Annotated in this window: 26 protein-coding genes, 1 riboswitch and 1 other annotated feature; of the genes, 19 read left to right on the forward strand and 7 right to left on the reverse strand. The window is 69.7% G+C overall.

Going from position 1 to position 23411, the window contains the following annotated elements:
• Positions 1-27: 27 nt before the first annotated feature.
• Entirely contained in the window at positions 28-1506 is a 1479-nt protein-coding gene (locus KZ820_RS02720; protein WP_373368993.1) for a SulP family inorganic anion transporter, read from the reverse strand.
• A gap of 71 nt (positions 1507-1577) precedes the next feature.
• Positions 1578-1633, reverse strand: a sequence feature (sul1 is cis-regulatory element that is thought to sense ions involved in sulfur or methionine metabolism; They are found in Alphaproteobacteria).
• Positions 1634-1736: 103 nt separating this feature from the next.
• On the opposite strand from KZ820_RS02720, the gene KZ820_RS02725 reads away from it, so the two are divergent.
• Complete coding sequence (locus KZ820_RS02725) at positions 1737-2156, forward strand: GNAT family acetyltransferase (protein WP_219747151.1); 420 nt, start codon at positions 1737-1739, stop codon at positions 2154-2156.
• A gap of 21 nt (positions 2157-2177) precedes the next feature.
• Here the strand turns inward: KZ820_RS02725 and KZ820_RS02730 are convergent, their stop codons facing one another.
• The 6 genes from KZ820_RS02730 to KZ820_RS02755 are packed head-to-tail and all read right to left on the reverse strand — an operon-like array spanning position 2178 to position 6650.
• A complete protein-coding gene (locus KZ820_RS02730) occupies positions 2178-2429 on the reverse strand; it encodes a ribbon-helix-helix domain-containing protein (protein ID WP_219747152.1) in 252 nt (83 codons plus the stop codon).
• Positions 2426-4252, reverse strand: coding sequence for a cobaltochelatase subunit CobT (gene cobT, locus KZ820_RS02735; protein WP_219747153.1), 1827 nt, complete (start codon positions 4250-4252; stop codon positions 2426-2428). The genes KZ820_RS02730 and cobT overlap by 4 nt, the downstream gene beginning before the upstream one ends.
• The gene (locus tag KZ820_RS02740) at positions 4252-4593 is read right to left on the reverse strand and encodes a HepT-like ribonuclease domain-containing protein (RefSeq protein ID WP_219747154.1); all 342 of its coding nucleotides are present in this window, start codon (positions 4591-4593) and stop codon (positions 4252-4254) included. Before KZ820_RS02740 ends, cobT begins: the two co-directional genes overlap by 1 nt.
• Positions 4583-4885: a nucleotidyltransferase family protein gene (locus KZ820_RS02745; RefSeq protein WP_219747155.1), complete on the reverse strand. Its 303-nt coding sequence runs from the start codon at positions 4883-4885 to the stop codon at positions 4583-4585. The genes KZ820_RS02740 and KZ820_RS02745 overlap by 11 nt, the downstream gene beginning before the upstream one ends.
• A 6-nt stretch (positions 4886-4891) precedes the next feature.
• A complete protein-coding gene (cobS, locus tag KZ820_RS02750) occupies positions 4892-5896 on the reverse strand; it encodes a cobaltochelatase subunit CobS (protein WP_219747156.1) in 1005 nt (334 codons plus the stop codon).
• Between the two features lie 58 nt (positions 5897-5954).
• Entirely contained in the window at positions 5955-6650 is a 696-nt protein-coding gene (locus tag KZ820_RS02755; protein WP_219747157.1) for a winged helix-turn-helix transcriptional regulator, read from the reverse strand.
• Positions 6651-6712: 62 nt separating this feature from the next.
• Between KZ820_RS02755 and KZ820_RS02760 the strand changes: the two genes are divergently transcribed.
• From KZ820_RS02760 to cobW, 18 genes are all read left to right on the forward strand, one after another.
• On the forward strand, positions 6713-7144 hold the full coding sequence (locus KZ820_RS02760) for a VOC family protein (RefSeq protein ID WP_219747158.1): 432 nt from the start codon (positions 6713-6715) through the stop codon (positions 7142-7144).
• Positions 7122-7250 (forward strand): hypothetical protein, encoded by a 129-nt coding sequence (locus tag KZ820_RS21720; protein ID WP_258047705.1) that lies wholly within the window; start codon positions 7122-7124, stop codon positions 7248-7250. Before KZ820_RS02760 ends, KZ820_RS21720 begins: the two co-directional genes overlap by 23 nt.
• 143 nt (positions 7251-7393) lie before the next feature.
• The gene (locus KZ820_RS02765; protein ID WP_219747159.1) at positions 7394-8095 is read left to right on the forward strand and encodes a glutathione S-transferase family protein; all 702 of its coding nucleotides are present in this window, start codon (positions 7394-7396) and stop codon (positions 8093-8095) included.
• Complete coding sequence (locus tag KZ820_RS02770) at positions 8092-8808, forward strand: DUF1428 domain-containing protein (protein WP_219747160.1); 717 nt, start codon at positions 8092-8094, stop codon at positions 8806-8808. The genes KZ820_RS02765 and KZ820_RS02770 overlap by 4 nt, the downstream gene beginning before the upstream one ends.
• 11 nt (positions 8809-8819) lie before the next feature.
• Complete coding sequence (locus KZ820_RS02775) at positions 8820-9596, forward strand: VOC family protein (protein ID WP_219747161.1); 777 nt, start codon at positions 8820-8822, stop codon at positions 9594-9596.
• A complete protein-coding gene (locus KZ820_RS02780) occupies positions 9596-10066 on the forward strand; it encodes a VOC family protein (RefSeq protein WP_219747162.1) in 471 nt (156 codons plus the stop codon). Before KZ820_RS02775 ends, KZ820_RS02780 begins: the two co-directional genes overlap by 1 nt.
• A 131-nt stretch (positions 10067-10197) precedes the next feature.
• Positions 10198-10980: a succinate dehydrogenase iron-sulfur subunit gene (locus KZ820_RS02785; protein ID WP_308462101.1), complete on the forward strand. Its 783-nt coding sequence runs from the start codon at positions 10198-10200 to the stop codon at positions 10978-10980.
• Between the two features lie 270 nt (positions 10981-11250).
• On the forward strand, positions 11251-12345 hold the full coding sequence (gene zapE, locus KZ820_RS02790) for a cell division protein ZapE (RefSeq protein WP_219747163.1): 1095 nt from the start codon (positions 11251-11253) through the stop codon (positions 12343-12345).
• A gap of 126 nt (positions 12346-12471) precedes the next feature.
• Positions 12472-13437, forward strand: coding sequence for a malate dehydrogenase (gene mdh, locus KZ820_RS02795; RefSeq protein ID WP_219747164.1), 966 nt, complete (start codon positions 12472-12474; stop codon positions 13435-13437).
• Positions 13438-13490: 53 nt separating this feature from the next.
• Entirely contained in the window at positions 13491-13787 is a 297-nt protein-coding gene (locus KZ820_RS02800; protein ID WP_219747165.1) for a GIY-YIG nuclease family protein, read from the forward strand.
• A 66-nt stretch (positions 13788-13853) separates the two neighbouring features.
• The gene (gene sucD, locus KZ820_RS02805) at positions 13854-14744 is read left to right on the forward strand and encodes a succinate--CoA ligase subunit alpha (RefSeq protein WP_132907666.1); all 891 of its coding nucleotides are present in this window, start codon (positions 13854-13856) and stop codon (positions 14742-14744) included.
• An 85-nt stretch (positions 14745-14829) separates the two neighbouring features.
• Entirely contained in the window at positions 14830-17802 is a 2973-nt protein-coding gene (locus tag KZ820_RS02810) for a 2-oxoglutarate dehydrogenase E1 component (RefSeq protein ID WP_219747166.1), read from the forward strand.
• A gap of 76 nt (positions 17803-17878) precedes the next feature.
• The gene (gene odhB, locus KZ820_RS02815) at positions 17879-19138 is read left to right on the forward strand and encodes a 2-oxoglutarate dehydrogenase complex dihydrolipoyllysine-residue succinyltransferase (protein WP_219747167.1); all 1260 of its coding nucleotides are present in this window, start codon (positions 17879-17881) and stop codon (positions 19136-19138) included.
• 128 nt (positions 19139-19266) lie between these two features.
• Positions 19267-20667 (forward strand): dihydrolipoyl dehydrogenase, encoded by a 1401-nt coding sequence (lpdA, locus tag KZ820_RS02820; protein ID WP_219747168.1) that lies wholly within the window; start codon positions 19267-19269, stop codon positions 20665-20667.
• Positions 20668-20678: 11 nt separating this feature from the next.
• Positions 20679-20885 carry a TOBE domain-containing protein gene (locus tag KZ820_RS02825; protein WP_219747169.1) on the forward strand — a complete coding sequence of 69 codons (207 nt, stop codon included), beginning with the start codon at positions 20679-20681 and terminating at the stop codon, positions 20883-20885.
• Between the two features lie 10 nt (positions 20886-20895).
• The gene (locus tag KZ820_RS02830) at positions 20896-21189 is read left to right on the forward strand and encodes a GCN5-related N-acetyltransferase (RefSeq protein WP_308462102.1); all 294 of its coding nucleotides are present in this window, start codon (positions 20896-20898) and stop codon (positions 21187-21189) included.
• A gap of 262 nt (positions 21190-21451) precedes the next feature.
• Complete coding sequence (locus tag KZ820_RS02835; RefSeq protein ID WP_219747170.1) at positions 21452-21901, forward strand: DUF4126 family protein; 450 nt, start codon at positions 21452-21454, stop codon at positions 21899-21901.
• 65 nt (positions 21902-21966) lie between these two features.
• Positions 21967-22196, forward strand: a riboswitch (cobalamin riboswitch).
• A 172-nt stretch (positions 22197-22368) separates the two neighbouring features.
• A complete protein-coding gene (gene cobW, locus KZ820_RS02840; RefSeq protein ID WP_219747171.1) occupies positions 22369-23406 on the forward strand; it encodes a cobalamin biosynthesis protein CobW in 1038 nt (345 codons plus the stop codon).
• Positions 23407-23411 lie beyond the last annotated feature (5 nt).

Genomic DNA, 23411 nt, shown 5'->3' on the forward strand with positions numbered 1-23411 from the left:
GCACGGGAGGATCGGTCCGAGTGCCCCTCAGTGCGGCACCACGCCCAATTCCACCCCGGTCTTGTCGTGCAAGGCGAAGCGATCGACGAGGTCGGCGCTGGCGCGATTATAGCCGGTTACCACGACGACGCGGCCGTCGCGCCGCAGCCGCGCCACCACCTTGTCGAGCGCCGCCACGCCCGAGATGTCCCAGAAGTGCGCGCCGACCACGTCGATCGTGACATACCGCGCGCCGTCCTCCGCCTGGAAGCCGCGGGTGAAGCGCTCGACCGAGGCGAAGAAGATCTCCCCCGTCACGCGATAGGTCGCCCGATCGCCCGTCCCGAGGCGCTCGACCGAGAACAGCCGCTGCACCTTGCCCGCGAAGAAGATGCCCGAGAGCAGCACGCCGGCCAGGACGCCGAGCGAGAGGTCGCGCGTCGCCACCACCACCGCGACGGTCACCAGCATCACCACCGACGAGGTCGGCGGGTGACGGCGCAGGTTGGGGATCGAGTTCCAGCTGAACGTGCCGATCGACACCATGATCATCACCGCGACCAGCGCGGGCATCGGCACACGCCCGACCCATGGCCCCAGTACCGCGAGCAGGAACAGCAGGAAGGCGCCGGCGACGAAGGTGGACAATCGCCCGCGCCCACCCGAGGTGACGTTGATCACCGACTGGCCGATCATCGCGCAACCGCCCATGCCGCCGAACAGCGCGGCGACGACATTGGCGCCGCCCTGCCCCGCACACTCGCGACGCTTGTCGCTCTCGGTGTCCGTCATGTCGTCGACGATCTGTGCGGTGAGCAGCGACTCGAGCAGGCCGACCGCCGCCATGGTCAGCGAGTACGGCAGGATGATCCGCAGCGTCTCGAGCGTGAGCGGCACCTGCGGCAGCGCGAGGCTGGGCAGCCCCTCGGGCAGCCGGCCCATGTCGCCGACGGTGTTGACCTGCAGGCCGAGTGCCACGCTGATCGCGCTGAGCACCAGGATCGCCACCAAAGGCGACGGCACCGCGCGGGTCAGCCGCGGTAGCCCGTAGATGATCGCGAGGCCGCCCGCGACGAGCGCGTAGCTCACCCAACTCACCCCGGTGAGCTGCGGCAGCTGCGCGAGGAAGATGAGGATGGCGAGCGCGTTGACGAAACCGGTGATCACCGAGCGCGAGACGAACTGCATGACGAGATCGAGCCGCAACAGGCCGGCGGCGACTTGGATCAGCCCCATCAGGATCGTCGCCGCGAACAGATAGTCGACGCCGTGCGCGCGCACGAGCGGCCCGACCACCACTGCCACCGCGGCGGTGGCGGCGGAGACCATACCCGGGCGGCCGCCGATCAGCGCGATCGTCATGGCGATCGCGACCGAGGCGTAGAGCCCGACGCGCGGGTCGACCCCGGCGATGATCGAGAAGCCGATCGCCTCGGGGATGAGCGCGAGGGCGACGACGATGCCCGCGAGCACGTCGCGGCGGGCGGCGGCGCCGTCAGTGAACCACTGGCGGCGGTAGGTTGGCATTGAAGGAGTCATCGATGATTCCACAACAGGGCACGCGGCGCCAGCTGGGGCGCGAGAGGATCGGTGCGTTGTGTTGTCCGGCGGATCGGCGGCCGGAAGAGCCACCCGGATTCTCACCGGGTCCTTGCGGTTGCGCGCGCCTTAGGCGGTGCCGAACGCGCTGACAAGCCCGGACGCTCGGTGAGCCGGCAGGGCTTGGGGGACAGGCGCGTGTCGTCTAGACGATGGCGATGCCCCTCCACATACGCGACGCCACGGCAGAGGACGAGCACCAGATCATCGCGCTGTGGCACAGCTGCGGACTGGTCGCACCCCACAACGATCCCGGCGCAGACTTCCGCTTCGCCGTCGCCGGACCTGCCTCCACGGTGCTGGTCGCGCTCGCTGACGACCGGATCGTCGCCAGCGCGATGGTCGGCCACGACGGTCACCGCGGCTGGCTCTATTACGTCGCGTGCGCCCCCGGGCGCCGCCACGAGAGGCTGGGCAGCCGCATCGTCGCGGCCGGCGAGGAGTGGCTCCGCTTTCAGGGAGTCGCCAAGGTGCAGCTGATGATACGCCCGGCCAACGCCGCGGTCGTGCCCTTCTACCAGCAGCTCGGCTACGAGGACATGCCGCGCGTGCTGATGAGCAAGTGGCTGAACGGCTGAAGCAGCGTGCGGCCGCCGCGCTCACTCGGCCTGCCCTGCCTCCACCATCAGCCACGTCCGCAGCGCGCTCGCGAGGTTCGCCGGCTCGGGCTCTCGCACTCGCAGCGCGTCCACCTGCGCCACCAAAGCGGAGAGCGGCAGCTGGCGCGCCGCCGCGGCGCGCTCGAGGGCCGACCAGAAGACCGGCTCGAGGCTGATCGAGGTCTGGTGCCCCGCGATCGTGATCGAGCGCTTGACCGGGCCGACGAAGCCGCCGGGCGGGGACGTGATCACTCGGCGTCGAACAGCGCGGCGAGCTGCTCGATGATCGTGCCGCCGAGCTGCTCCGCGTCCATGATCGTCACAGCGCGGCTGTAATAACGCGTGACGTCGTGGCCGATGCCGATCGCGACCAGCTCGACCGAGGACTTCTTCTCGATCCAGCCGATCACCTGACGCAGATGGCGCTCCAGATAGGAGCCGGTGTTGACGCTCAGCGTGGAATCGTCGACCGGTGCACCGTCCGAGATCACCATCAGGATGCGGCGTTCCTCCGGCCGTGCGAGCATGCGCGCGTGCGCCCAGAGCAGCGCCTCGCCGTCGATATTCTCCTTGAGCAGCCCCTCGCGCATCATCAGCCCGAGCGCGTTGCGCGCGCGCCGCCATGGCTCGTCGGCCTTCTTGTAGACGATGTGGCGTACGTCGTTGAGGCGGCCGGGCTGCGGCGGGCGGCCCGCGGCGAGCCAGGTCTCGCGACTCTGCCCGCCCTTCCAGGCGCGCGTGGTGAAGCCGAGTATCTCGGTCTTGACGCCGCAGCGCTCGAGCGTGCGCGCGAGGATGTCGGCGCTGATCGCCGCGATCGAGATCGGGCGGCCACGCATCGAGCCGGAATTGTCGATCAGCAGCGTCACCACGGTGTCGCGGAACTCGGTGTCGCGCTCCACCTTGTAGCTGAGCGACTGGGTGGGGTTGACCACGACGCGGGCCAGCCGCGCCGCGTCGAGCAGCCCCTCGTCCTGGTCGAAGTCCCACGATCGCGACTGCTGCGCCATCAGCCGGCGCTGCAAGCGGTTGGCGAGCCGCGACACCGCCGACTGGAGGTGCACCAGCTGCTGGTCGAGATAGCCGCGCAGCCGCGCCAGCTCGTCGCTATCGCACAGATCGGTCGCCGCGATCACCTCGTCGAACTGGGTCGTCCACACGCGATAGTCGAAGTCGGGGCCGAGATCGGCGCTGGGGCGGTTGGGGCGGACCGGCTGCATCCCCTCCTCGCCGTCGTCGCCGGGCTCACCCTCGGCGTCGTCGTCGAGATCGTCGCCCTCGAGCCGCTCGCTCTCGCCCTCGCTCGACTCGTCGTCGCGCTGCTGGCCGCGCGCCTCCACCTCGGACTCGCCCTCGCTGCCCTCGGCATCGCCCTCGTCGGGCTGGTCAGTGTCCTGCCCCTCCTCGCTCTCTTCCTCGTCGCCGCCCTCGTCGCTCTCCTCCGGCGTGCGATCGCCCTCGACCAGCTCGAGGTCCTCGAGCAGCTTACGCGCGAGCCCCTGGAAGGCGCGCTGGTCATCGAGCGCGAGCGCGAGCGCGGCGAGATCGGCGCGCTCCTCCACCCACTCGCGCACCAACGCGAGCCCGGGCTCGGTCGCGACGGGTGGACGCTCGCCGGTGAGCGCCTCGCGCACCATTAGCCCGAGCGCCGTGGCGAGTGGCACCTCGCTGCGATTGCGCGCGCGCAGGATCGGGTCGGCGCGCAGCCGCACGTCGAGCGCGGTAGCGAGATTGGCGGTAATGCCCTGATAGCCGCGGCTGCCGAGCGCCTCGACGCGCGCGTCCTCGATCGCGTCATAGACGCCGCGCGCGGTGGCGTCGTCGGGCGCGCCGCGGGCGTGGAGCGCGGTGTCGTGGTGGCGGAGGCGCAGCGCGAAGGAGTCGGCGAAGCCGCGCGCCTCGGCGACCTGGTCGGCGGGCAAGGTGCGCGCCGGCATCGGTACGCGCAGGTGCTTGCCCGACTGCGCCGGTGCGTCGGCGGTGAAGGCGAGCTCCACCTCGGCCTCGTCGGACAGCGCGCGGGCGGTGCCGCCGAGCACGGACTTGAAGCGGTCGAGCGGGGTATCGGTGGCCATCAGCCCTCCAACGCGCGCAGCGCCGCCTGGCGCAACGCAGGCACTTCATTGCGGACCAGCCCGAACAGGATGGTCAGGTCGATGTCATCATAGGCGTGCCGCAGCACGTTGCCGAGCCCACGCACGCGCTCGAACGGCACGTCGGGAGCGACGGTCGCGAACTGCTCGGGACCAAGCTTCACCACCGCCTCGGCAATCCGCTCCAGGCAGCGCTCGCAGGCGTCGATGGTCTTGCGATCGGCGGCGAAGGCCGCGAGGTCGAGCCCAGTGACGTAAGCCTCGATACGGGCGGCATTGTCGACGACGTCGCGTAAGCGACGGGCCGCGTCTCTAGTAGACACGGACACGATCTCGGTCGATCTCCGCCTGAAGCGCCGATTTCCGCGCGGGCTCGGTGACGAGGTCGACCCGCTGCCCGAGCATCCCCGCGATCGCGTCGCTCAACGCGAAGAAGGCGAACGGCCCCGCAGCTTTCACGATGTCATAGTCGAGGGCCGCGGCGAGATCGATGTCCGACTCGGCGCCCGCCTCGTCGCGCGCGGTCGAGCCGAAGAGCGAAAGCGCGCGGATGCCGAGCGCGCGTAGCTCTGGCTCGCACGCACGGAGCAGGTCGATCGCCTCGGTACGCCTCACCTCACCTCACGCCTTCGCCACGACGCTCTCCGGCAGGTCCTTGCCGAACACGCGCTGGTAATATTCGGCGACCAGGGCACGCTCGGCCTCGTCGCACTTGTTGAGGAACGACAGCCGGAAGGCGAAGCCGACGTCGCCGAAGATCAGCGCGTTCTGCGCCCAGCTGATCACGGTGCGCGGGCTCATCACCGTCGATATGTCGCCGTTGACGAAGCCGCGGCGGGTCAGGTCGGCGACGCGCACCATATTCTCGACCAGCTTCTTGCCCTCGGGCTTGTCATACTCGCCCGACTTGGCGAGCACGATGTTGGCCTCGGTCGCGGCGGGCAGATAGTTTAGCGTGACCACCACGTTCCAGCGATCCATCTGGCCCTGGTTGATCTGCTGCGTGCCGTGGTAGAGTCCGCTGGTGTCGCCCAGCCCGACCGTGTTGGCGGTCGCGAACAGGCGGAACCACGGGTTCGGCCGGATCACGCGATTCTGATCGAGCAGCGTCAGCTTGCCCTCAGTCTCGAGCACGCGCTGGATCACGAACATGACGTCGGGGCGGCCGGCGTCATATTCGTCGAACACCAGCGCGGTCGGCGTCTGCAACGCCCAGGGCAGCAGGCCCTCGCGGAACTCGGTGATCTGCTGGCCGTCGCGCAGCACGATCGCGTCACGCCCGACCAGGTCGATGCGGCTGATGTGCGCGTCCAGGTTGATGCGGATGCACGGCCATTTCAGCCGCGCGGCGACCTGCTCGATATGGCTCGACTTGCCGGTGCCGTGATAGCCCTGCACCATCACGCGGCGGTTGTGCGCGAAGCCGGCGGCGATCGCGAGCGTGGTGTCGGGATCGAACACATAGGCGGGGTCGAGATCGGGCACGCGCTCGTCCGCCTCGCTGAACGCCGGCACCTGCATGTCACTGTTGATGCCGAACAGGTCGCGGACGCTGACCATCTTGTCGGGCGCGTCGAGGATGGTCGTGTCGCGGCTGTCGGGCTGGGTATTGGGCAGATCGGTCATTCGCGGGCACGCCGTTCGCTGGAGGATGCCGTTCCAGTGGGAACGGAACGCGCCCGCGTCAACCCGCCGCGGGCGCCGCGGTTGCCTTGGCCGGCAGGTGGAACAGGTCGATGAACGCCTCCGCCACGGCGCGATCGCCGCCGAAGCGCAGGCTGCCCGCCGCCTCGGCCGCGGCGATCGGCAGCTTGCCGTAGACGATCGCGGCCATGGTCTGCGGGTCGGTGTCGAACACCGCGTCGCCGAAGGCGGGCGAGCGCTCGATCGGCAGCGCGCCGTCGGCGAGCCGCGCCACGAACGAGTCGCGTCCGAACAGGAAGCCGATCGTCATCGGTTCGGCCGCGCGCGCGAGATCGACCATCGTTCGCAGCGACATCATCATCGAGGCGGCCGACAGTGGCAGCGTCGGATCGTGGTCGGGCGAGCGCGCCGCCCAGCGCCCCAAGGTCATGATCGCGGGCTCGGCCTCATAGCCCCATTCGGTGAGCGCGTAGCCGGCGGCACGCCCGGGCAGCTCGACCTTCTCCACCACTGCGGTCGCCGCGAGCCGCTCGAGCCGTTGCGTCAGCACGTTGGCGCTGATCCCGGGCAGGCCGGCGCGCAGCTCGGTGAAGCGGCGCGGGCCGAACATCAGCTCGCGCACGATCAGCAGCGCCCAGCGCTCACCGAGCAGCTCCATCGCCAGCGCGGTGCCGCAGGCATCGTCGTACCAGCGCTCGCGGCTCGCCGACCCTTTTGTTACATTTTCTAACTTCATGGTTGCTTTAAATAACCACACGGTCCATCGTTCCACAAGGGACGAGCGAGGGAGATCGCACCATGGAGAGGATGATTTTCGTGAACCTGCCGGTGGCCGACGTGGCCGCCTCCACGCGTTTCTACGAGGCGCTGGGCTTCAAGCGGAACCCGGACTTCTCGAACGAACAGGCGTCCGGGATGGTCTGGTCGGACTCGATCTGGGTGATGCTGCTCGGGCACGATTTCTACCGCACGTTCACGCCCAAGACGATCGCGGACACGCGCAGCACCAGCGCGGCGCTGCTCTGCCTGTCCTGCGCCTCGCGCGACGAGGTCGACCAGCTCGGCGCGGCGGCGCTGGCGGCGGGCGGGCGCGAGTTGCACGGTGCCGACGACAAGGGCTTCATGTACGGCCGCGCCTTCGACGATCTCGACGGCCACGGCTGGGAAGTGATGCACATGGACGCGAACGCCAAGCCGGCCGAGCAGCATGACGCCGCGGTGCCGGCCTGAGTCGGGCGCCGCGCGGCGCGTGCTCGACCGGCCGCTGCCGCTCGGGCTCGCTGCCTTCGCGCTGACCGCCGCGCTGCTGTGGCAGGCCGCCGCCGTCGGCGGCTGACGAGACAACGGAGAGTAGAAGACCGTCATCCCGGCCACGAGCCGGGGATCCAAGGTCCGGCCGACGACATTGTCGTGGCGTGCGGGGCGCGATGGATGCCGGGTCGAGCCCGCCATGACGGGAAAGCCAGAGGAGAGGCTCCCATGCAACCCGTGATCACCGCGTTCGACTGGGTCCCCGATTTCGCGCGCGGCCAGGTCCGCGACCTGCGCGTGCGCTGGGCGCTCGAGGAGGTCGGCCAGCCCTATCGCGTGCGCTATCTCGCGCAGGGCGAACAGAAGGCGCCACCGCACCGCGCGCGCCAGCCGTTCGGCCAGGTGCCGACCTATGAGGAGGGCGAGCTGGTCCTCTACGAGTCGGGTGCGATCGTGCTGCATCTCGCCGACAGCCGCGACGGGCTGCTGCCGGACGATCGCCTCGGCCGCGCGCGCGCCACGGAATGGGCCTTCGCCGCGCTCAACACGGTCGAGCCGCCGATCATGGACCATGCGATCGCGACGCTGTTCGAGGCGGACCAGCCCTGGTCGAGGCCGCGCCTGCCCGCGGTGGAGGCGCGCATCGCCGAGCGGCTCGGCGAGGTGGCGGCGCGGCTCGGCGAGCGCGAATGGTATGACGGCGCCTTCTCCGCCGGCGACCTGCTGATGGTCGCGGTGCTGCGCATCCTGCGCGACCACCCTTTGCTCGCCGCGCAGCCGACGCTCGCCGCCTATGTCGCGCGCGGCGAGGCGCGGCCCGCCTTCCGTCGCGCGCTCGCCGATCAGCTCGCCGGCTTCACCGGCAGCCCGCCGCCGGGTTTCGCCGAGTGGATCGCGAAGCGGGCGGCGCGTGCGGAGCAGCTCGCATGAGCTACGTCGACGGCTTCATCACCCCGGTCGCGACCGCGGCGCGCGAGCGCTTCGCCGAGCACGCGCGCGTCGCCGCGGCGATCGTGCGCGAGCATGGCGCCCGCCGCGTGGTCGACACCTGGGGCGAGGACGTGCCCGCGGGCGAGCGCAACGACATCGCCGGCGCGGTGCGGCTCGGGGCCGACGAGACGCCCAGCTTCGGCTGGATCGAGTTCACCGACCGCGCCGCGCGCGACACCTTCGGCGAGGCGATCGTCACCGACGAGCGGCTCGCCGCGCTCGGCCTGCCGCCGTTCGATGTCTCGCGCATGATCCTCGGCGGCTTCGAGGTGATCGTCGACACCGGCCGCGGCGCCGCGCCGGGCTTCGTCGACGGCTTCATCCTGCCGGTGCGAATGACACATCGCGCCGATTACGTCGCGCTCGCGGAGGCGGCATCGCCGGTGTTCCTCGACCATGGCGCGATCCGCCATGTCGAGGCGTGGGGCGATGACCTGCCCGCCGGCGAGACGGTCGACTTTCGCCGCGCGGCGCTCGCGGACGAGGACGAGACCGTCGTCTTGTCCTGGGTCGAGTGGCCCGACCGCGCCACGCGCGACCGCGCGACCCCGCTGGTGATGGCGGACGAGCGCATGGCGAACCTGCCGACGCCGCTGCCGTTCGATGGCAAGCGCATGATCTACGGCGGCTTCGCCATGCTCAACGAGAAGTGAGGAGGAAGAGGATGACCGACCGGGAAGGACTGCCGATCTGGTACGAGCTGCTCGCCCGCGATCCCGACGCGGCGGAGCGTTTCTACACGCACGTGCTCGGCTGGTCGGTGGAGCGGCCGCAGCTCGCCGCCGCGCCCGACTATCGCGTGCTCGCCGCGCCCGACGGCGACGGCGTGGCGGGGCTGATGGCGGTGCCGCCGGGCGCGCCGATGGCGCCGGGCTGGCTGTTCTATCTCGCCGCCGACGACGTCGACGCCACGGTGGAGCGGATCATCGCCGCGGGCGGCGCGGTGGCGATGCCGGCGACCGATATCCCCGAGGTGGGCCGGATCGCGCTGGTGGCGGACCCGCATGGCACGCTCTTCTACGTCATGCGCGGCGACGGCGATGAGTCGCGCGCGTTTCGTACCGCCGACACCGCCACCGCGGGTCACGCGGTGTGGAACGAGCTGACCGCCCCCGACCAGGACGCCGCGCTCGCCTTCTACGCCGGGCTGTTCGGCTGGCGGCACGAGGGCGCGATGCCGATGGGCGATCTGGGCGACTATAAGTTCGTCCACTCGGGCACGACCTGCCTCGGCGCGACGATGAACAACTTCGCCGGCAAAGGGCCGGGCTGGCAGTTCTACTTCATGGTCGAGGACGTCGACGCCGCCGTGGAGCGGCTGATCGGCGCGGGCGGGCGTGTGGAGCAGGGGCCGGACGAGATCCCCGGCGGCAGCTTCTCGGTGGTCGCGGCCGACCCGGAGGGCGCGGCGTTCGGCTTCGTCGGCGAGCGGCGGGCGTGATGGACAAGGTGTCGGTGTGGCTGTGGTGCGACGGCACCGCGGAGGAGCAGGCCGCCTTCTACACCGGGCTGGTCCCCGGCAGCGCGATTACGGGGGTGTCGCGCGCGCCGGCGGACTATCCCGCGGGCAAGGCGGGCGACGTGCTCACCGTCACCTTCACGCTGGCGGGGCGATCGTTCGCGATGCTCAACGGCGGTGCCGGTCCGGCGCACAGCGAGGCGATGTCGCTCCAGGTCGATTGCATCGACCAGGCCGAGGTCGACCGCTGCTGGGACGCGATCCTGGCGGATGGCGGGACCGAGGTGGCGTGCGGCTGGATCAAGGACCGCTGGGGCGTGGCGTGGCAGATCGTCCCGCGTCGCCTCACCGAGCTGATGCAGGATCCGGTGCATGGGCCCAAGGCGATGCAGGCGATGATGGCGATGGTGCGGATCGACGTTGCCGCGCTGGAGCGCGCGATCGCCTCTTGAGCGCGCGGCCATAATCTCTAGGTAGGCGGCCTCGGTCACGTTTGCGGCCAGCCCCGCGATCGTGTACCCGCCCCACGAACGGCGCCGGTGCGCCTCCTGCGCGCCGACGGCCCAACGAAGTAGAGACGCGCATGGCCGAGTTCACGCTCCCCAAGAACAGCAAGATCAAGGGCGGCCGCAAGGTCGCGTCGCCGCAGCCGGGCGGGACGATGCGCAACTTCAAGGTCTATCGCTACGATCCCGATTCGGGCGAGAACCCGCGCTACGACACGTTCGAGGTCAATCTCGACGAGTGCGGCCCGATGGTCCTCGACGCGCTGATCAAGATCAAGTCGGAGCAGGACAGCTCGCTGACCTTCCGCCGCTCGTGCCGCGAGGGCATCTGCGGTTCCTGCTCGATGAACATCGACGGGCGCAACGGCCTGGCCTGCACGACCGCGATCGAGGACGTGAAGGGCGAGGTGAAGATCACCCCGCTGCCCGCGATGGACGTGATCAAGGACCTCGTCCCCGATTTCACGCGCTTCTACGCTCAGTACGCCTCGATCACCCCGTGGCTGCAGACGGTGACGCCACCGCCCGCGGGCAAGGAGCGGCTCCAGTCGCCCGAGGAGCGCGCCAAGCTCGACGGCCTGTACGAGTGCATCCTGTGCGCCTGCTGCTCGACCTCGTGCCCGAGCTACTGGTGGAACTCGGACAAGTTCCTCGGCCCGGCGATCCTGCTCCAGGCGTATCGCTGGCTCGCCGACAGCCGCGACGAGATGACCGGCGAGCGGCTCGACGCGCTCGAGGACCCGTTCCGCCTGTATCGCTGCCACACGATCATGAACTGCGCCAACGTCTGCCCGAAGGGGCTGTCGCCCGCGAAGGCAATCGCCGAGATCAAGAAGATGGAAGTCGAGCGGATCGTCTGATCGGAGGGGAGGTCGCCAGCCTTCGCGCCGCCTTCCATTGTGCTCCGGCGAAGGCCGGGGCCCAGTTGGGTGGCGGTGGTGAGTCTCACGACGGCTATCCCACCTGGGCCCCGGCCTTCGCCGGGGCACGACGACAAAGGCGCGCGCACCTCCACATCAGGTCACTGCCCCGCCCCCGCCACACAACGTCACCGCCGCGAGACTTGATCCCCTCGCCCCTTGTCCCCACAGACGTCAATATGCTGCGGTGCAGCGCCGCGAAGGGTGACGATGGGAAAAGTAAGTGACGCATACCGGCGGCTGATCGCCGACGACGAACTCCGCCCCGATCCCGAGCAGCAGGCCGCCGCGCTCCGGCTCGACGCGCTCGCGCAGGAGCTGGAGAAGCCCCGCACGATCGGCCTGTTCCGCCGCCGTCGCGTTCCCGCCAGGGGAGTCTACCTCTGGGGCGACGTCGGCCGCGGCAAGTCGATGCTGATGGACCTGTTCTTCGCCAACGTCGCGGTGGCGAAGAAGCGCCGCGTCCATTTTGCCGAGTTCATGCTCGAGGTCCACGCTCGCATCGCGGTAGAGCGGCGCAAGGAGGAAGGCGACCCGATCCTCCCCGTCGCGGAGGCGCTCGCCGACGAGGCGCAGCTGCTCGCCTTCGACGAGATGATGGTGACCAACTCGCCCGACGCGATGATCCTGTCGCGGCTGTTCACCGCGCTGATCGAGGCCGGCGTGACCGTCGTCACCACCTCCAACCGCGCGCCCGCCGACCTCTACAAGAACGGCCTCAACCGCGAGCATTTCCTCGGCTTCATCGCGCTGGTCCAGGAGCAGCTCGACGTGCTCGCGCTCAACGGCCCGGTGGATTATCGCCGCGACCGGCTGGGCGCGCATCAGACCTGGCTTGTCCCCAACGGCGAGCAGGCCACCGCGGAGCTCTCCGCGGCTTTCTATCGCCTCACCGACTATCCGCCCGAGGATCGCCAGCACGTGCCGAGCGAGGAGCTTGTGGTGCAGGGTCGCACGCTGCGCGTCCCGAAGACGCTCAAGGGCGTAGCGGTGTTCGCGTTCAAGAAATTGTGCGGCGAGGCGCGCGGCGCGGCCGACTATCTCGCGGTCGCGCGGCGCTATCACACCGTCATCCTCGTCGGCATCCCGATCCTGGGTCCGGACAACCGCAACGAGGCGGCGCGCTTCGTCGCGCTGATCGACGCGCTGTACGAGCACAAGGTCAAGCTGCTCGCCGCCGCGGACGCCGAGCCCGACCAGCTCTACCCGCGCGGCGACGGCGCCTTCGAGTTCCGCCGCACCGCCAGCCGTCTCGAAGAGATGCGCTCCGAGAGCTACTTGAGCGAGGGTCACGGAACTAGCTGAGGCTTATTGCTCCTGCGAACCATATGCAACTTAACTTGGTCCTAGGCGGTTTTAGCGGGTTGCCGGATGGGTCCGAAGGGCGTAGGCGGCTGTTCCATTCACGGCTCGGCATCAGAGAGGGATGGGATGGCCCGGAAGAAGATCGCGCTGATCGGCGCCGGTAATATCGGCGGCACGCTCGCGCACCTCGCAGCACTCAAGGGCCTGGGGGACATCGTCCTGTTCGACGTCGTCGAGGGCGTGCCCCAGGGCAAGGCGCTCGACCTCAGCCAGTGCGGCCCGGTCGAGGGCTTCGACGCCTCGATCAAAGGCTCGAACGACTATGCCGACATCGCGGGTGCCGACGTGATCATCGTCACCGCCGGCGTCGCGCGCAAGCCCGGCATGAGCCGCGACGACCTGCTCGGCATCAACCTAAAGGTGATGAAGGCGGTTGGCGAAGGCATCCGCGACAACGCGCCCGACGCCTTCGTGATCTGCATCACCAACCCACTCGACGCGATGGTCTGGGCACTGCGCGAGTTCTCCGGCCTGCCGCACCGGAAGGTGGTCGGCATGGCGGGCGTGCTCGACTCCGCGCGCTTCAGCCACTTCCTCGCCGAGGAGTTCGGCGTGTCGGTCAAGGACGTGAACACCTTCGTGCTCGGCGGCCACGGCGACACGATGGTGCCGGTGCTGGAATATTCGACCGTCAGCGGCATCCCGGTCAGCGACCTGATCGCGATGGGTTTCTCCACCAAGGAGAAGGTCGACGAGATCATCAAGCGCACGCGCGGCGGCGGCGGCGAGATCGTCGCGCTGCTGAAGACCGGCTCCGCCTATTACGCGCCGGCGACCAGCGGCATCGCGATGGCCGAGGCCTATCTCTACGACCAGAAGCGCATCCTGCCCGCGGCGGCGCATCTCTCCGGCCAATATGGCGTGGACGACCTGTACGTCGGCGTGCCGGTGGTGATCGGCGCGAACGGGGTCGAGAAGATCGTCGAGGTCTCGCTCTCGGACGAGGCCAAGGCCAACCTCCAGGTCTCGGTCGACGCGGTCAAGGAACTGCTCGTGGCGTGCAAGGGCATCGACGGCTCGCTGGGGGCTTGAACGAATAGCTGTGCCCCGGCGAAGGCCGGGGCCCAGTTGGGAGAAGTCCCGAGGTGGAGAAGGCCGGCTTCGTCTACGTCATGGCGAGCGGACGAAACGGCACGATCTACATCGGCGTCACCAGCGACCTACCCAAACGTGTCTGGGAGCATCGCAGCGGCGTCATCGGCGGCTTCACCAAGAAGCATCACTGTCATCGCCTCGTCTGGTATGAGGCGCATGAGAGCATCGAGGCAGCCCGGCATCGCGAGCTGCAGATGAAGGAGTGGAAGCGGGCGTGGAAGCTGCGCGAGATCGAAGGGCTCAACCCGGACTGGGACGACCTGTACGATCGTATCGCGTCGCCATGACCGCCATCGCAACTGGGCCCCGGCCTTCGCCGGGGCACGAACATCGCCCGATCTAGGGAGACGGACTTGAGCATCCTCGTCGACAAGAACACCAAGGTCATCACCCAGGGGATGACCGGCAAGACCGGCACCTTCCACACCAAGGCGGCGCTGGACTATGGCACGCAGATGGTCGGCGGCGTGACGCCCGGCAAGGGCGGCACCACGCACGAGGAGCTCGGCCTGCCGAACTTCGACACCGTCGCCGAGGCGGTCGCCAAGACCGGCGCCACCGCGTCGGTGATCTACGTGCCGCCGCCCTTCGCCGCGGACTCGATCCTCGAGGCGATCGACGCCGAGGTGCCGCTGATCGTCGCGATCACCGAGGGCATCCCGGTGCTCGACATGGTTCGCGTCAAGCGCGCGCTGTCGGGCAGCAAGTCGCGGCTGATCGGCCCGAACTGCCCGGGCGTGCTGACGCCGGGCGAGTGCAAGATCGGCATCATGCCGGGCAACATCTTCAAGAAGGGCTCGGTCGGCGTCGTGTCGCGCTCGGGCACGCTGACCTATGAGGCGGTGTTCCAAACCTCGAACGCCGGGCTCGGCCAGACCACCGCGGTCGGCATCGGCGGCGACCCGGTCAACGGCACCAACTTCATCGACGTGCTCGAGCTGTTCCTCGCCGACGAGGCGACCCAGTCGATCATCATGATCGGCGAGATCGGCGGCTCGGCCGAGGAAGAGGCGGCGCAGTTCCTCCGCGACGAGGCGAAGCGCGGCCGCAGCAAGCCGATGGCGGGCTTCATCGCCGGCCGCACCGCCCCCCCGGGGCGCCGCATGGGCCACGCCGGCGCGATCGTCTCGGGCGGCCAGGGCGGCGCCGAGGACAAGATCGCGGCGATGGAAGCGGCCGGCATCAAGGTCGCGGCGAGCCCCAGCGAGCTGGGCTCGACGCTGCTGAGCGTGCTGAACAAGTAAGCGACCCAGCCGTTGCCCCGGTATCCGCCGGGGCAACGCGCGGCATGATCCCGGCGTGCGCCGGAAGGACGAAGGTAGAGGCGTCATGGGCTACGAAGGCCAGGATTTCAGCGATATCGCGGGTAACGTCAGCCCGGCGTTCATCGACGCGCTCTACGCCCGCTTCAAGGAATCGCCCGACTCGGTCGAGACCGGCTGGCGCAGCTTCTTCGAGGGGCTGGAGGGTTCGATGAACGCGCCGTCGTGGCAGAACAAGCGTTGGCCGCTCACCACCACCGACGACCTCACCGCCGGGCTCGACCCGACGCAGATGGAGCCCGCGCCCAAGCCCGCCAAAAGCGGCAAGCCCGCGCCCGCCGCGCCGGCGGCCCCTGCCCCGTCGCAGGACGCGATCGTCAAGGCCGCGGCGGACTCGATCCGCGCGCAGCTGCTGATCCGCACCTATCGCGTGCGCGGCCATCTCGCCGCCAACCTCGACCCGCTCGGCCTGTCCTCGGCGCGCGAGCTGCCCGCCGACCTCAAGACCGACTATCACGGCTTCTCCGACGCCGACATCGACCGCCCGGTCTATCTCGGCGGCTCGCTCGGGCTGCAATGGGCGACGATCCGCGAGGTGGTCGACACGCTGCGCGCCAATTACTGCGGCAGCGTCGGCCTCGAGTACATGCACATCGCCGACGTCGAGGAGCGCAAGTTCCTCCAGGAGCGGATGGAGGGCAAGGACAAGGGTGTCGAGTTCACCACCGCCGGCAAGAAGGCGATCCTCACCAAGGTGATCGAGGCCGAGCAGTGGGAAAAGTTCCTCGGCCGCAAGTATGTCGGCACGAAGCGCTTCGGGCTCGACGGCGGCGAAAGCATGATCCCCGCGCTCGAGAGCGTGATCAAGTACGGCGGCGCCGCGGGCGTCAACGAGATCGTGTTCGGCATGGCGCACCGCGGCAGGCTCAACGTGCTCGCCAACGTGATGGCCAAGCCGCTGCGCGTGATCTTCCACGAGTTCGCGGGCGGCTCGGCGCACCCAGACGACATCGGCGGCTCGGGTGACGTGAAGTATCACCTCGGCACCTCGACCGACCGCGAGTTCGACGGGCACCACGTCCATATGTCGCTGGTCGCCAACCCGTCGCACCTCGAGGCGGCGGACCCGGTGGTGCTCGGCAAGATCCGCGCGATCCAGACGATCGCCAAGGACCTCGACACGCACGCGCGCTCGCTGCCGGTGCTGATCCACGGCGACGCCGCCTTCGCGGGCCAGGGCATCGTCTGGGAGTGTTTCGGTTTCTCCGGCATCCGCGGCTACAACACCGGCGGCTGCGTCCACTTCGTCATCAACAACCAGATCGGCTTCACGACCAGCCCGCAGTTCGCGCGCTCGTCGCCTTATCCGTCGGACGTCGCCAAGGGCGTCCAGGCGCCGATCTTCCACGTCAATGGCGACGATCCCGAGGCGGTCACCTTCGCGACCAAGATCGCGATCGAGTACCGCCAGAAGTTCCATCGCGACGTCGTGATCGACATGTGGTGCTATCGCCGCTTCGGCCACAACGAGGGCGACGAGCCCGGCTTCACCCAGCCGCTGATGTACAAGGCGATCCGCAGCCACCCGCCGGTCAGCGAGATCTACGGCAAGCGGCTGATCGCCGAGGGCGTGGTCGACCAGGCCTTCATCGACGACAATGTCGGCCAGTTCACCACCCTGCTCGAGGGCGAGTTCGAGGCGGGCGCGAGCTACAAGCCCAACAAGGCGGACTGGTTCGCGGGCCGCTGGTCGGGGTTGCACGCGCCCGCCGACGCGGAGAGTTCGCGCCGCAGCGTCGACACCGGGATCGAGCAGAAGCTGTTCGACTCGATCGGCCGCACGCTGACGACCGTCCCCGACAGCATCGCGATCCACAAGACGCTCGCGCGCGTGCTCGACGCCAAGCGCCAGATGTTCGCCACGGGCGAGAATTTCGACTGGGCGACGGGCGAGGCGCTGGCGTTCGGCTCGCTGCTCCACGAGGGTTATGGCGTCCGCCTGTCGGGCCAGGATTCGGGCCGCGGCACCTTCTCGCAGCGCCACGCGGTGTGGGTCGACCAGAACGACGAGCACAAATACGTGCCGCTGTGGACGGTGCCGCACGGCAGTTTCGAGGTGCTCGACAGCCCGCTGTCCGAGTACGGCGTGCTCGGTTTCGAGTACGGCTACGCGCTCGCCGACCCGAAGACATTGGTGCTGTGGGAGGCGCAGTTCGGCGACTTCGTCAACGGCGCGCAGATCATGATCGACCAGTTCATCGCGGCGGGCGAGGCCAAGTGGCTGCGCGCCAACGGCCTGGTGATGCTGCTGCCGCACGGCTACGAGGGCCAGGGCCCCGAGCACAGCTCGGCGCGCCCGGAGCGCTTCCTTCAGCTGTGCGCGGGCGACAACATCCAGGTCGCCAACTGCACCACGCCGGCGAACTATTACCACCTGCTACGCCGGCAGATGCACCGCAACTTCCGCAAGCCGCTGATCGTGTTCACGCCCAAGTCGCTGCTGCGGCACAAGCTGGCGGTCAGCAGCGCGGCGGACTTCGTCGGCGACACGCACTTCCGCCGCATCCTGTCGGACACCAATGGCGCGCCCGACGCGCAGACCAAGCGGCTGGTGCTGTGCACCGGCAAGGTGGCGTACGACCTGATCGAGGCGCGCGACGCGGCGGGTGACACCGAGACCCAGATCGTCCGCATCGAGCAGCTCTATCCCTTCCCCACCGACGCGCTGGCCGAGCGGCTGTCGCGGCTGACCGCGCTGGAGGAAGTGATCTGGGCGCAGGAGGAGCCGCGCAACAACGGTTACTGGTTCTTCGTCGAGCCGCTGATCGAGGAGGCGCTCGGTCTCGCCAAGTCGCGCGTGGCGCGTCCGCGCTACGCAGGCCGCGCCGCCGCCGCCTCGCCCGCGACCGGCCTGATGAAGCGCCACCAGGCCGAGCAGGGCGCGCTGATCGCCGACGCGCTCGGGCACAATGTACGCGACGAGATCCGCCGCACGCGCGAGCTCGACACCACCAAGAAGGCGGCGCAGCCGACCGCCTGATCGATCCAGCGTCCCGGCGCCGCGCTGGGACGCTCCGTTTGATGCTAGACCCCGCGCTGGGATGACGAGGTACACAATGGCAACCGAAGTTCTGGTCCCCACGCTGGGCGAGTCGATCACCGAGGCCACCGTCGGCGAGTGGCTGAAGCAGCCGGGCGAGGCGGTCGCCGCCGACGAGCCCATCGCCAGCCTCGAGACCGACAAGGTCTCGGTCGAGGTGCCCTCGCCCGTCGCGGGCGTGATGGGCCAGCACGCGGTCAAGGTGGGTGACACGGTCGAGGTCGGCGCGCTGATCGCGACGATCGAGAGCGGCGACGGCGCCGCCGCCGCCTCGGCCAGTCCCGCCCCTGCCCCGGCGGCGAGCGCGCCCCAAGCGGCGGCCGCGTCGGGCGCGCCGGTCGCGGGCGGCTACGGCAACCACGGCGAGACGCCGGTGACCACCAACGCGCCCGCCGCTTTGTCGCCGTCGGTGCGCCGCGCGGTGCTCGAGCACGGCGTCGATCCCTCGACCGTGAAGGGCACGGGCAAGGACGGCCGCCTCACCAAGGAGGATGTCGCCGCCGCCGCCTCGACCAAGCCGGCCGAGGCGAGTGCCGCGCCGGCGCCGCAGGGCGCGGCGGCCGCGACGTCGGGCGGCCGCAAGGAAGAGCGCGTCAAGATGACGCGCCTGCGCCAGACCATCGCCAAGCGCCTCAAGGAGGCGCAGAACAGCGCCGCGATGCTGACGACGTTCAACGACGTCGACATGACCGCGGTGATCGAGGCGCGCGCCAAGTACAAGGACCTGTTCGAGAAGAAGCACGGCGTCCGGCTCGGCTTCATGGGCTTCTTCGTGAAGGCCGCGACGATGGCGCTGAAGGATATCCCGTCGGTCAACGCCTCGATCGAGGGCGACGAGATCGTCTACCACGATTACGCCGACATCTCGGTCGCGGTTTCGGCGCCCAATGGCCTCGTCGTCCCGGTGATCCGCGACGCGCAGGAGCTCTCGGTCGCGGGTATCGAGAAGACGATCGGCGACTTCGGCAAGCGCGCTAAGGATGGCACGCTCAAGATGGACGAGATGAAGGGCGGCACCTTCACGATCTCGAACGGCGGCGTCTTCGGCTCGCTGATGTCGACCCCGATCATCAACCCGCCGCAGTCGGCGGTGCTCGGCCTGCACCGCATCGAGGAGCGCCCGGTGGTCCGCGACGGCCAGGTGGTGGTGCGCCCGATGATGTATCTCGCGCTGAGCTACGACCACCGCCTGATCGACGGCCGCGAGGCGGTGACCTTCCTGGTCGCGCTGAAGAACGCGATCGAGGACCCGACGCGCATCCTGATCGACCTGTGAGATGACACCCCGACAAACCACCCCGGCGAACGCCGGGGTCCAGTTGGGGGACAGAAGTAACCGGCCGCAGCGATCCCCATATGCGGCCCGTAACTGGACCCCGGCGTTCGCCGGGGTGGAGGCATGGAATGGCTGACGAACAGCAGTACGACTATGACGTCCTCGTGATCGGCGCGGGGCCGGGCGGCTATGTGGCCGCGATCCGCGCCGCGCAGCTCGGGCTTCGCACCGCCTGCGCCGAGAGCCGCGAGACGCTGGGCGGCACCTGCCTCAACGTCGGCTGCATCCCCTCCAAGGCGATGCTTCACGCCTCCGAGCTGTACGACCATGCCGCCAACGGCGCGATGGCCAAGCTGGGGATCAAGACTCAGGTCGAGCTCGACCTCGAGACGATGCACGGCCAGCGCCGCGACGCCGTGAAGCAGCTCACCGGCGGCATCGAATATCTGTTCAAGAAGAACAAGGTCACCTGGCTCAAGGGCCGCGCCGCCTTCCAGGACGCGCACAGCGTCACGGTGGGCGACCAGCGCGTCACCGCCAGGAACATCGTGATCGCGACCGGCTCGTCGGTCACCGCGCTGCCGGGCGTGACGATCGACCAGCAGGTGGTGGTCGACTCGACTGGCGCGCTCGAGCTGCCGCGCGTGCCCGAGCACATGGTCGTGATCGGCGGCGGGGTGATCGGGCTCGAGCTCGGCTCGGTGTGGCGCCGGCTCGGCGCCAAGGTGACCTGCGTCGAGTTTCTCGACCAGATCCTGCCCGGCTTCGACGGCGACATCCGCAAGGAGTCGAACAAGATCTTCAAGAAGCAGGGGATTGAGTTCAAGCTCTCGACGAAGGTGACGAACGTCGCGGTCGAGGGCGGCAAGGCGGTGCTGACGCTCGAGCCCGCGCAGGGCGGCGAGGCGACCACGCTCGAGGCCGATTGCGTCCTGGTGTCGATCGGACGCCGCCCCAACACCGACGGGCTCAACCTTGAGGCCGCCGGGCTCGCCACCAATCAGCGCGGCCAGGTCGAGATCGACCACGATTTCCGCACCAAGGTCGACGGCATTTGGGCGATCGGCGACGTCGTCCCCGGCCCGATGCTCGCGCACAAGGCCGAGGACGAGGGCATCGCGGTGGCCGAGAACATCGCCGGTCAGCACGGCATCGTGAACCACGACGTGATCCCCTCGGTGGTCTACACCTGGCCCGAGATCGCGGGGGTCGGCCTCACCGAGGAGGTCGCGCGCGAGCGCGGCGAGGTGAAGGTGGGCAAGTTCCCGATGATGGCCAACAGCCGCGCCAAGACCAACCACGAGCCCGACGGCTTCGTGAAGGTGATCGCCGACGCCAAGACCGACCGCGTGCTCGGCGTCTGGTGTATCGCCACGGTCGGCGGGACGATGATCGCGCAGGCGGCGCAGGCGATGGAGTTCGGCGCGACCAGCGAGGACATCGCCTACACCTGCCACGCGCACCCGACGCACTCGGAGGCGATCAAGGAGGCCGCGATGGCGGTCACCGGCAAGCCGATCCATATCTGAGGACGGGCAGCATGAAGCTCAGCGCGCGCAACCAGATCAGCGGCACGATCACCGCGATCACGCCGGGGGCGGTAAACGGCACGGTCAAGGTCGATATCGGCGGGAGCAATGTCGTCACCGCCGCGATCACCGAGGAGGCCATCGCCGAGCTCGCGCTCGCGGTGGGTGACGCCGTCACCGTCGTGGTGAAGGCCAGCGACGTCCTGATCGGCAAGTGAGCCGGCAGGCGTGACGCGGGAGGAGCGCGAGCGTCGCTGGCTCGCGCTCACCCGCGAGGTGATGCCGGGGCTGGCGGCCGAGCGCGGCTGGCCGGTGCGCGCGGATCATTGCTTCCAGCGCATCCTGCTCGACCATGGCTGTGGCGGGCGCTGGTATGACGCGATCGCGGCGCGCCCGGCCTATCGCCGCGCGACGGACGCGCAGCTCGACGCTGCCCTTGCGCTGGCTGAGGCGGTCGTGGCGGGCGAGGCGGATCTCGTGGCGTTGAATCGCCAGTCGCTGGCGTGGCGGAGGAAGGTGTAGCCTCGCACGCGCACGCGATCTCTGCCTCGCTGACGCCGAGTTCGCGCAGCACCTCGGCCTCACCTGACGCACTGGTACGAAGAGACCTTCGCTGTCAGTCATTGCTCGCGGGCAGCCACGGCCGCTCAGCCATACCCATACCCCTTCGCCACCTTCCTGCTCCGAACAGCCTGCCGGACCATCGTACGCATGGAACCCAGGCCGTGTTGAACTCTCCCCCGCCCCGCCGGTTGTCGCCGCATCCCCACGGAGACCACCCGCTATGCTCGCCTCGCTGTTGATCGCCGCCGTCTCGGGCATGCGCGCGATGACCCCGCTCGCCACCGTCGCCAACGCCGCGCGTCGCGGTGAACTGCCGCGCGAGGACGGCACCCCCGCTCTGCTCGCGCATCCGCTCGTCTCCGCGGGCACGCTGGCGCTCGCCGCAGGTGAGCTCGCCGGCGACAAGATGAAGACCGCGCCCGACCGCATCATCCTGCCCGGCATGGTCGCGCGCGTCGCGACCGGGGCCTTGGCGGCGGCGAGCCTCGCACCGAGGAAGCAGCGCACGCTGGCCGCCGTGCTCGGCGCCGGGGTCGCGGCCGGGGCCTCCTATGTCACCTTCCGCGCCCGCGCTGCGGCGATGCGCCGCTACGGCCAGACCGCGACGGGCGTCGTGGAGGATGCGGTCGCGCTCGGCACCGCGTCGCTGGCGGTACGCGCCGCGCGCTGACGCCGCCGCATATTGGCAGCGACGCGGCGATCGGCTAGGCCGCGCGACGGGACCGGTATCCGGCCCCACGATCGCGCCGGTGCCCCGACGAGGGGCTCAAATGGGAATGCGGTGAGGGGATCACCCCCGAATCCGCGGCTGTCCCTGCAACTGTGAGCGGCGAGCGAGCGGCACATGCCTCCCGGCCGAAGCGGGAGGCGGTCACTGGAGCGCGGGGTCTCGCCCCGTCCCGGGAAGGCCGTGCCGGGAGCGACGACCCGCGAGCCAGGATACCTGCCGGCGCAGGGTCGCTCTTGCCTTTGGTCCAGGGGATGGCCGGGCACGGTGTTCCGTCTGAGCGACGAAGCCATGCGGCCGGGGCCGCAGCGGCGCGTGGCACGGGCGACGGCGGGCGCCCGTCCGTGGTGCGCGCCGGCCGACCTTCGGCCCCGGTCCCCGCACCGTCGCGGCGCCCCGAAGGAACATCATTGCGCGACCTGTCCAAGGTTCCCGTCACCGTCGTCACCGGCTTCCTCGGTGCGGGCAAGACCACGCTGATCAGCCACCTCATCCGCCACGCCGGCGGGCGGCGGCTCGCCGTCGTCGTCAACGAGTTCGGCACGCTCGGGATCGACGGCGCGATCCTCGAGCAATGCGCCATCCCCGACTGCCCGGCGGAGAACATCGTCGAGCTCGCCAACGGCTGCATCTGCTGCACCGTGGCGGACGATTTCATTCCGACGATCGAGCGGCTGCTCGCGCTTGATCCGCGCCCCGACCACATCCTGATCGAGACCTCGGGGCTGGCGCTGCCCAAACCGCTGCTCAAGGCATTCGACTGGCCTGCCATCCGCTCGCGCGTGACAGTCGACGGCGTGATCGCGCTCGCCGATGCCGAGGCGGTCGCCGCCGGCCGCTTCGCGCCCGATCCCGCCGCGGTCGCCGCGCAACGCGCCGCCGACGCCGAGGTCGACCACGACACGCCGCTGGCCGAGGTGTTCGAGGACCAACTCGCCTGCGCCGACGTGGTGCTGCTCACCAAGGCCGATCTCGCCGGCGCGGACGCGGTGGCGACCGCGCGCGCGATCGTGCTGGCCGAAGCGCCGCGCCCGGTGCCGGTCGTCGCGCTGGTCGACGGCGCGATCGATCCGGGCGTGATCCTCGGGCTCGGCGCGGCGGCGGAGGACGATCTCGCCGCGCGCCCGTCGCACCACGACGGGTTCGACGACCATGAGCACGACGATTTCGACAGCCTCGTCCACGAGCTGGGCGAGATCGACGATCCGGCGGCCCTGTCCGCGAGCGTGGCAGCGCTCGCGCGCGACCGCGACGTGCTGCGCGTGAAAGGCTATGCGGCGGTGCGCGGCAAGCCGATGCGGCTGCTGGTGCAAGCGGTCGGCGCGCGCGTGCGCACCAGCTACGATCGGCCGTGGCGCGCCGACGAGCCGCGTCGCACGCGGCTGGTGGTGATCGCCGAGCGCGGGCGGGTCGACGCCGCGACGGTCGGGGCAGCGCTCGCCGGCTGAGCCAG

This window comes from Sphingomonas citri, assembly GCF_019429485.1.
In the GTDB taxonomy this organism is placed as follows: Bacteria; Pseudomonadota; Alphaproteobacteria; order Sphingomonadales; family Sphingomonadaceae; genus Sphingomonas; species Sphingomonas citri.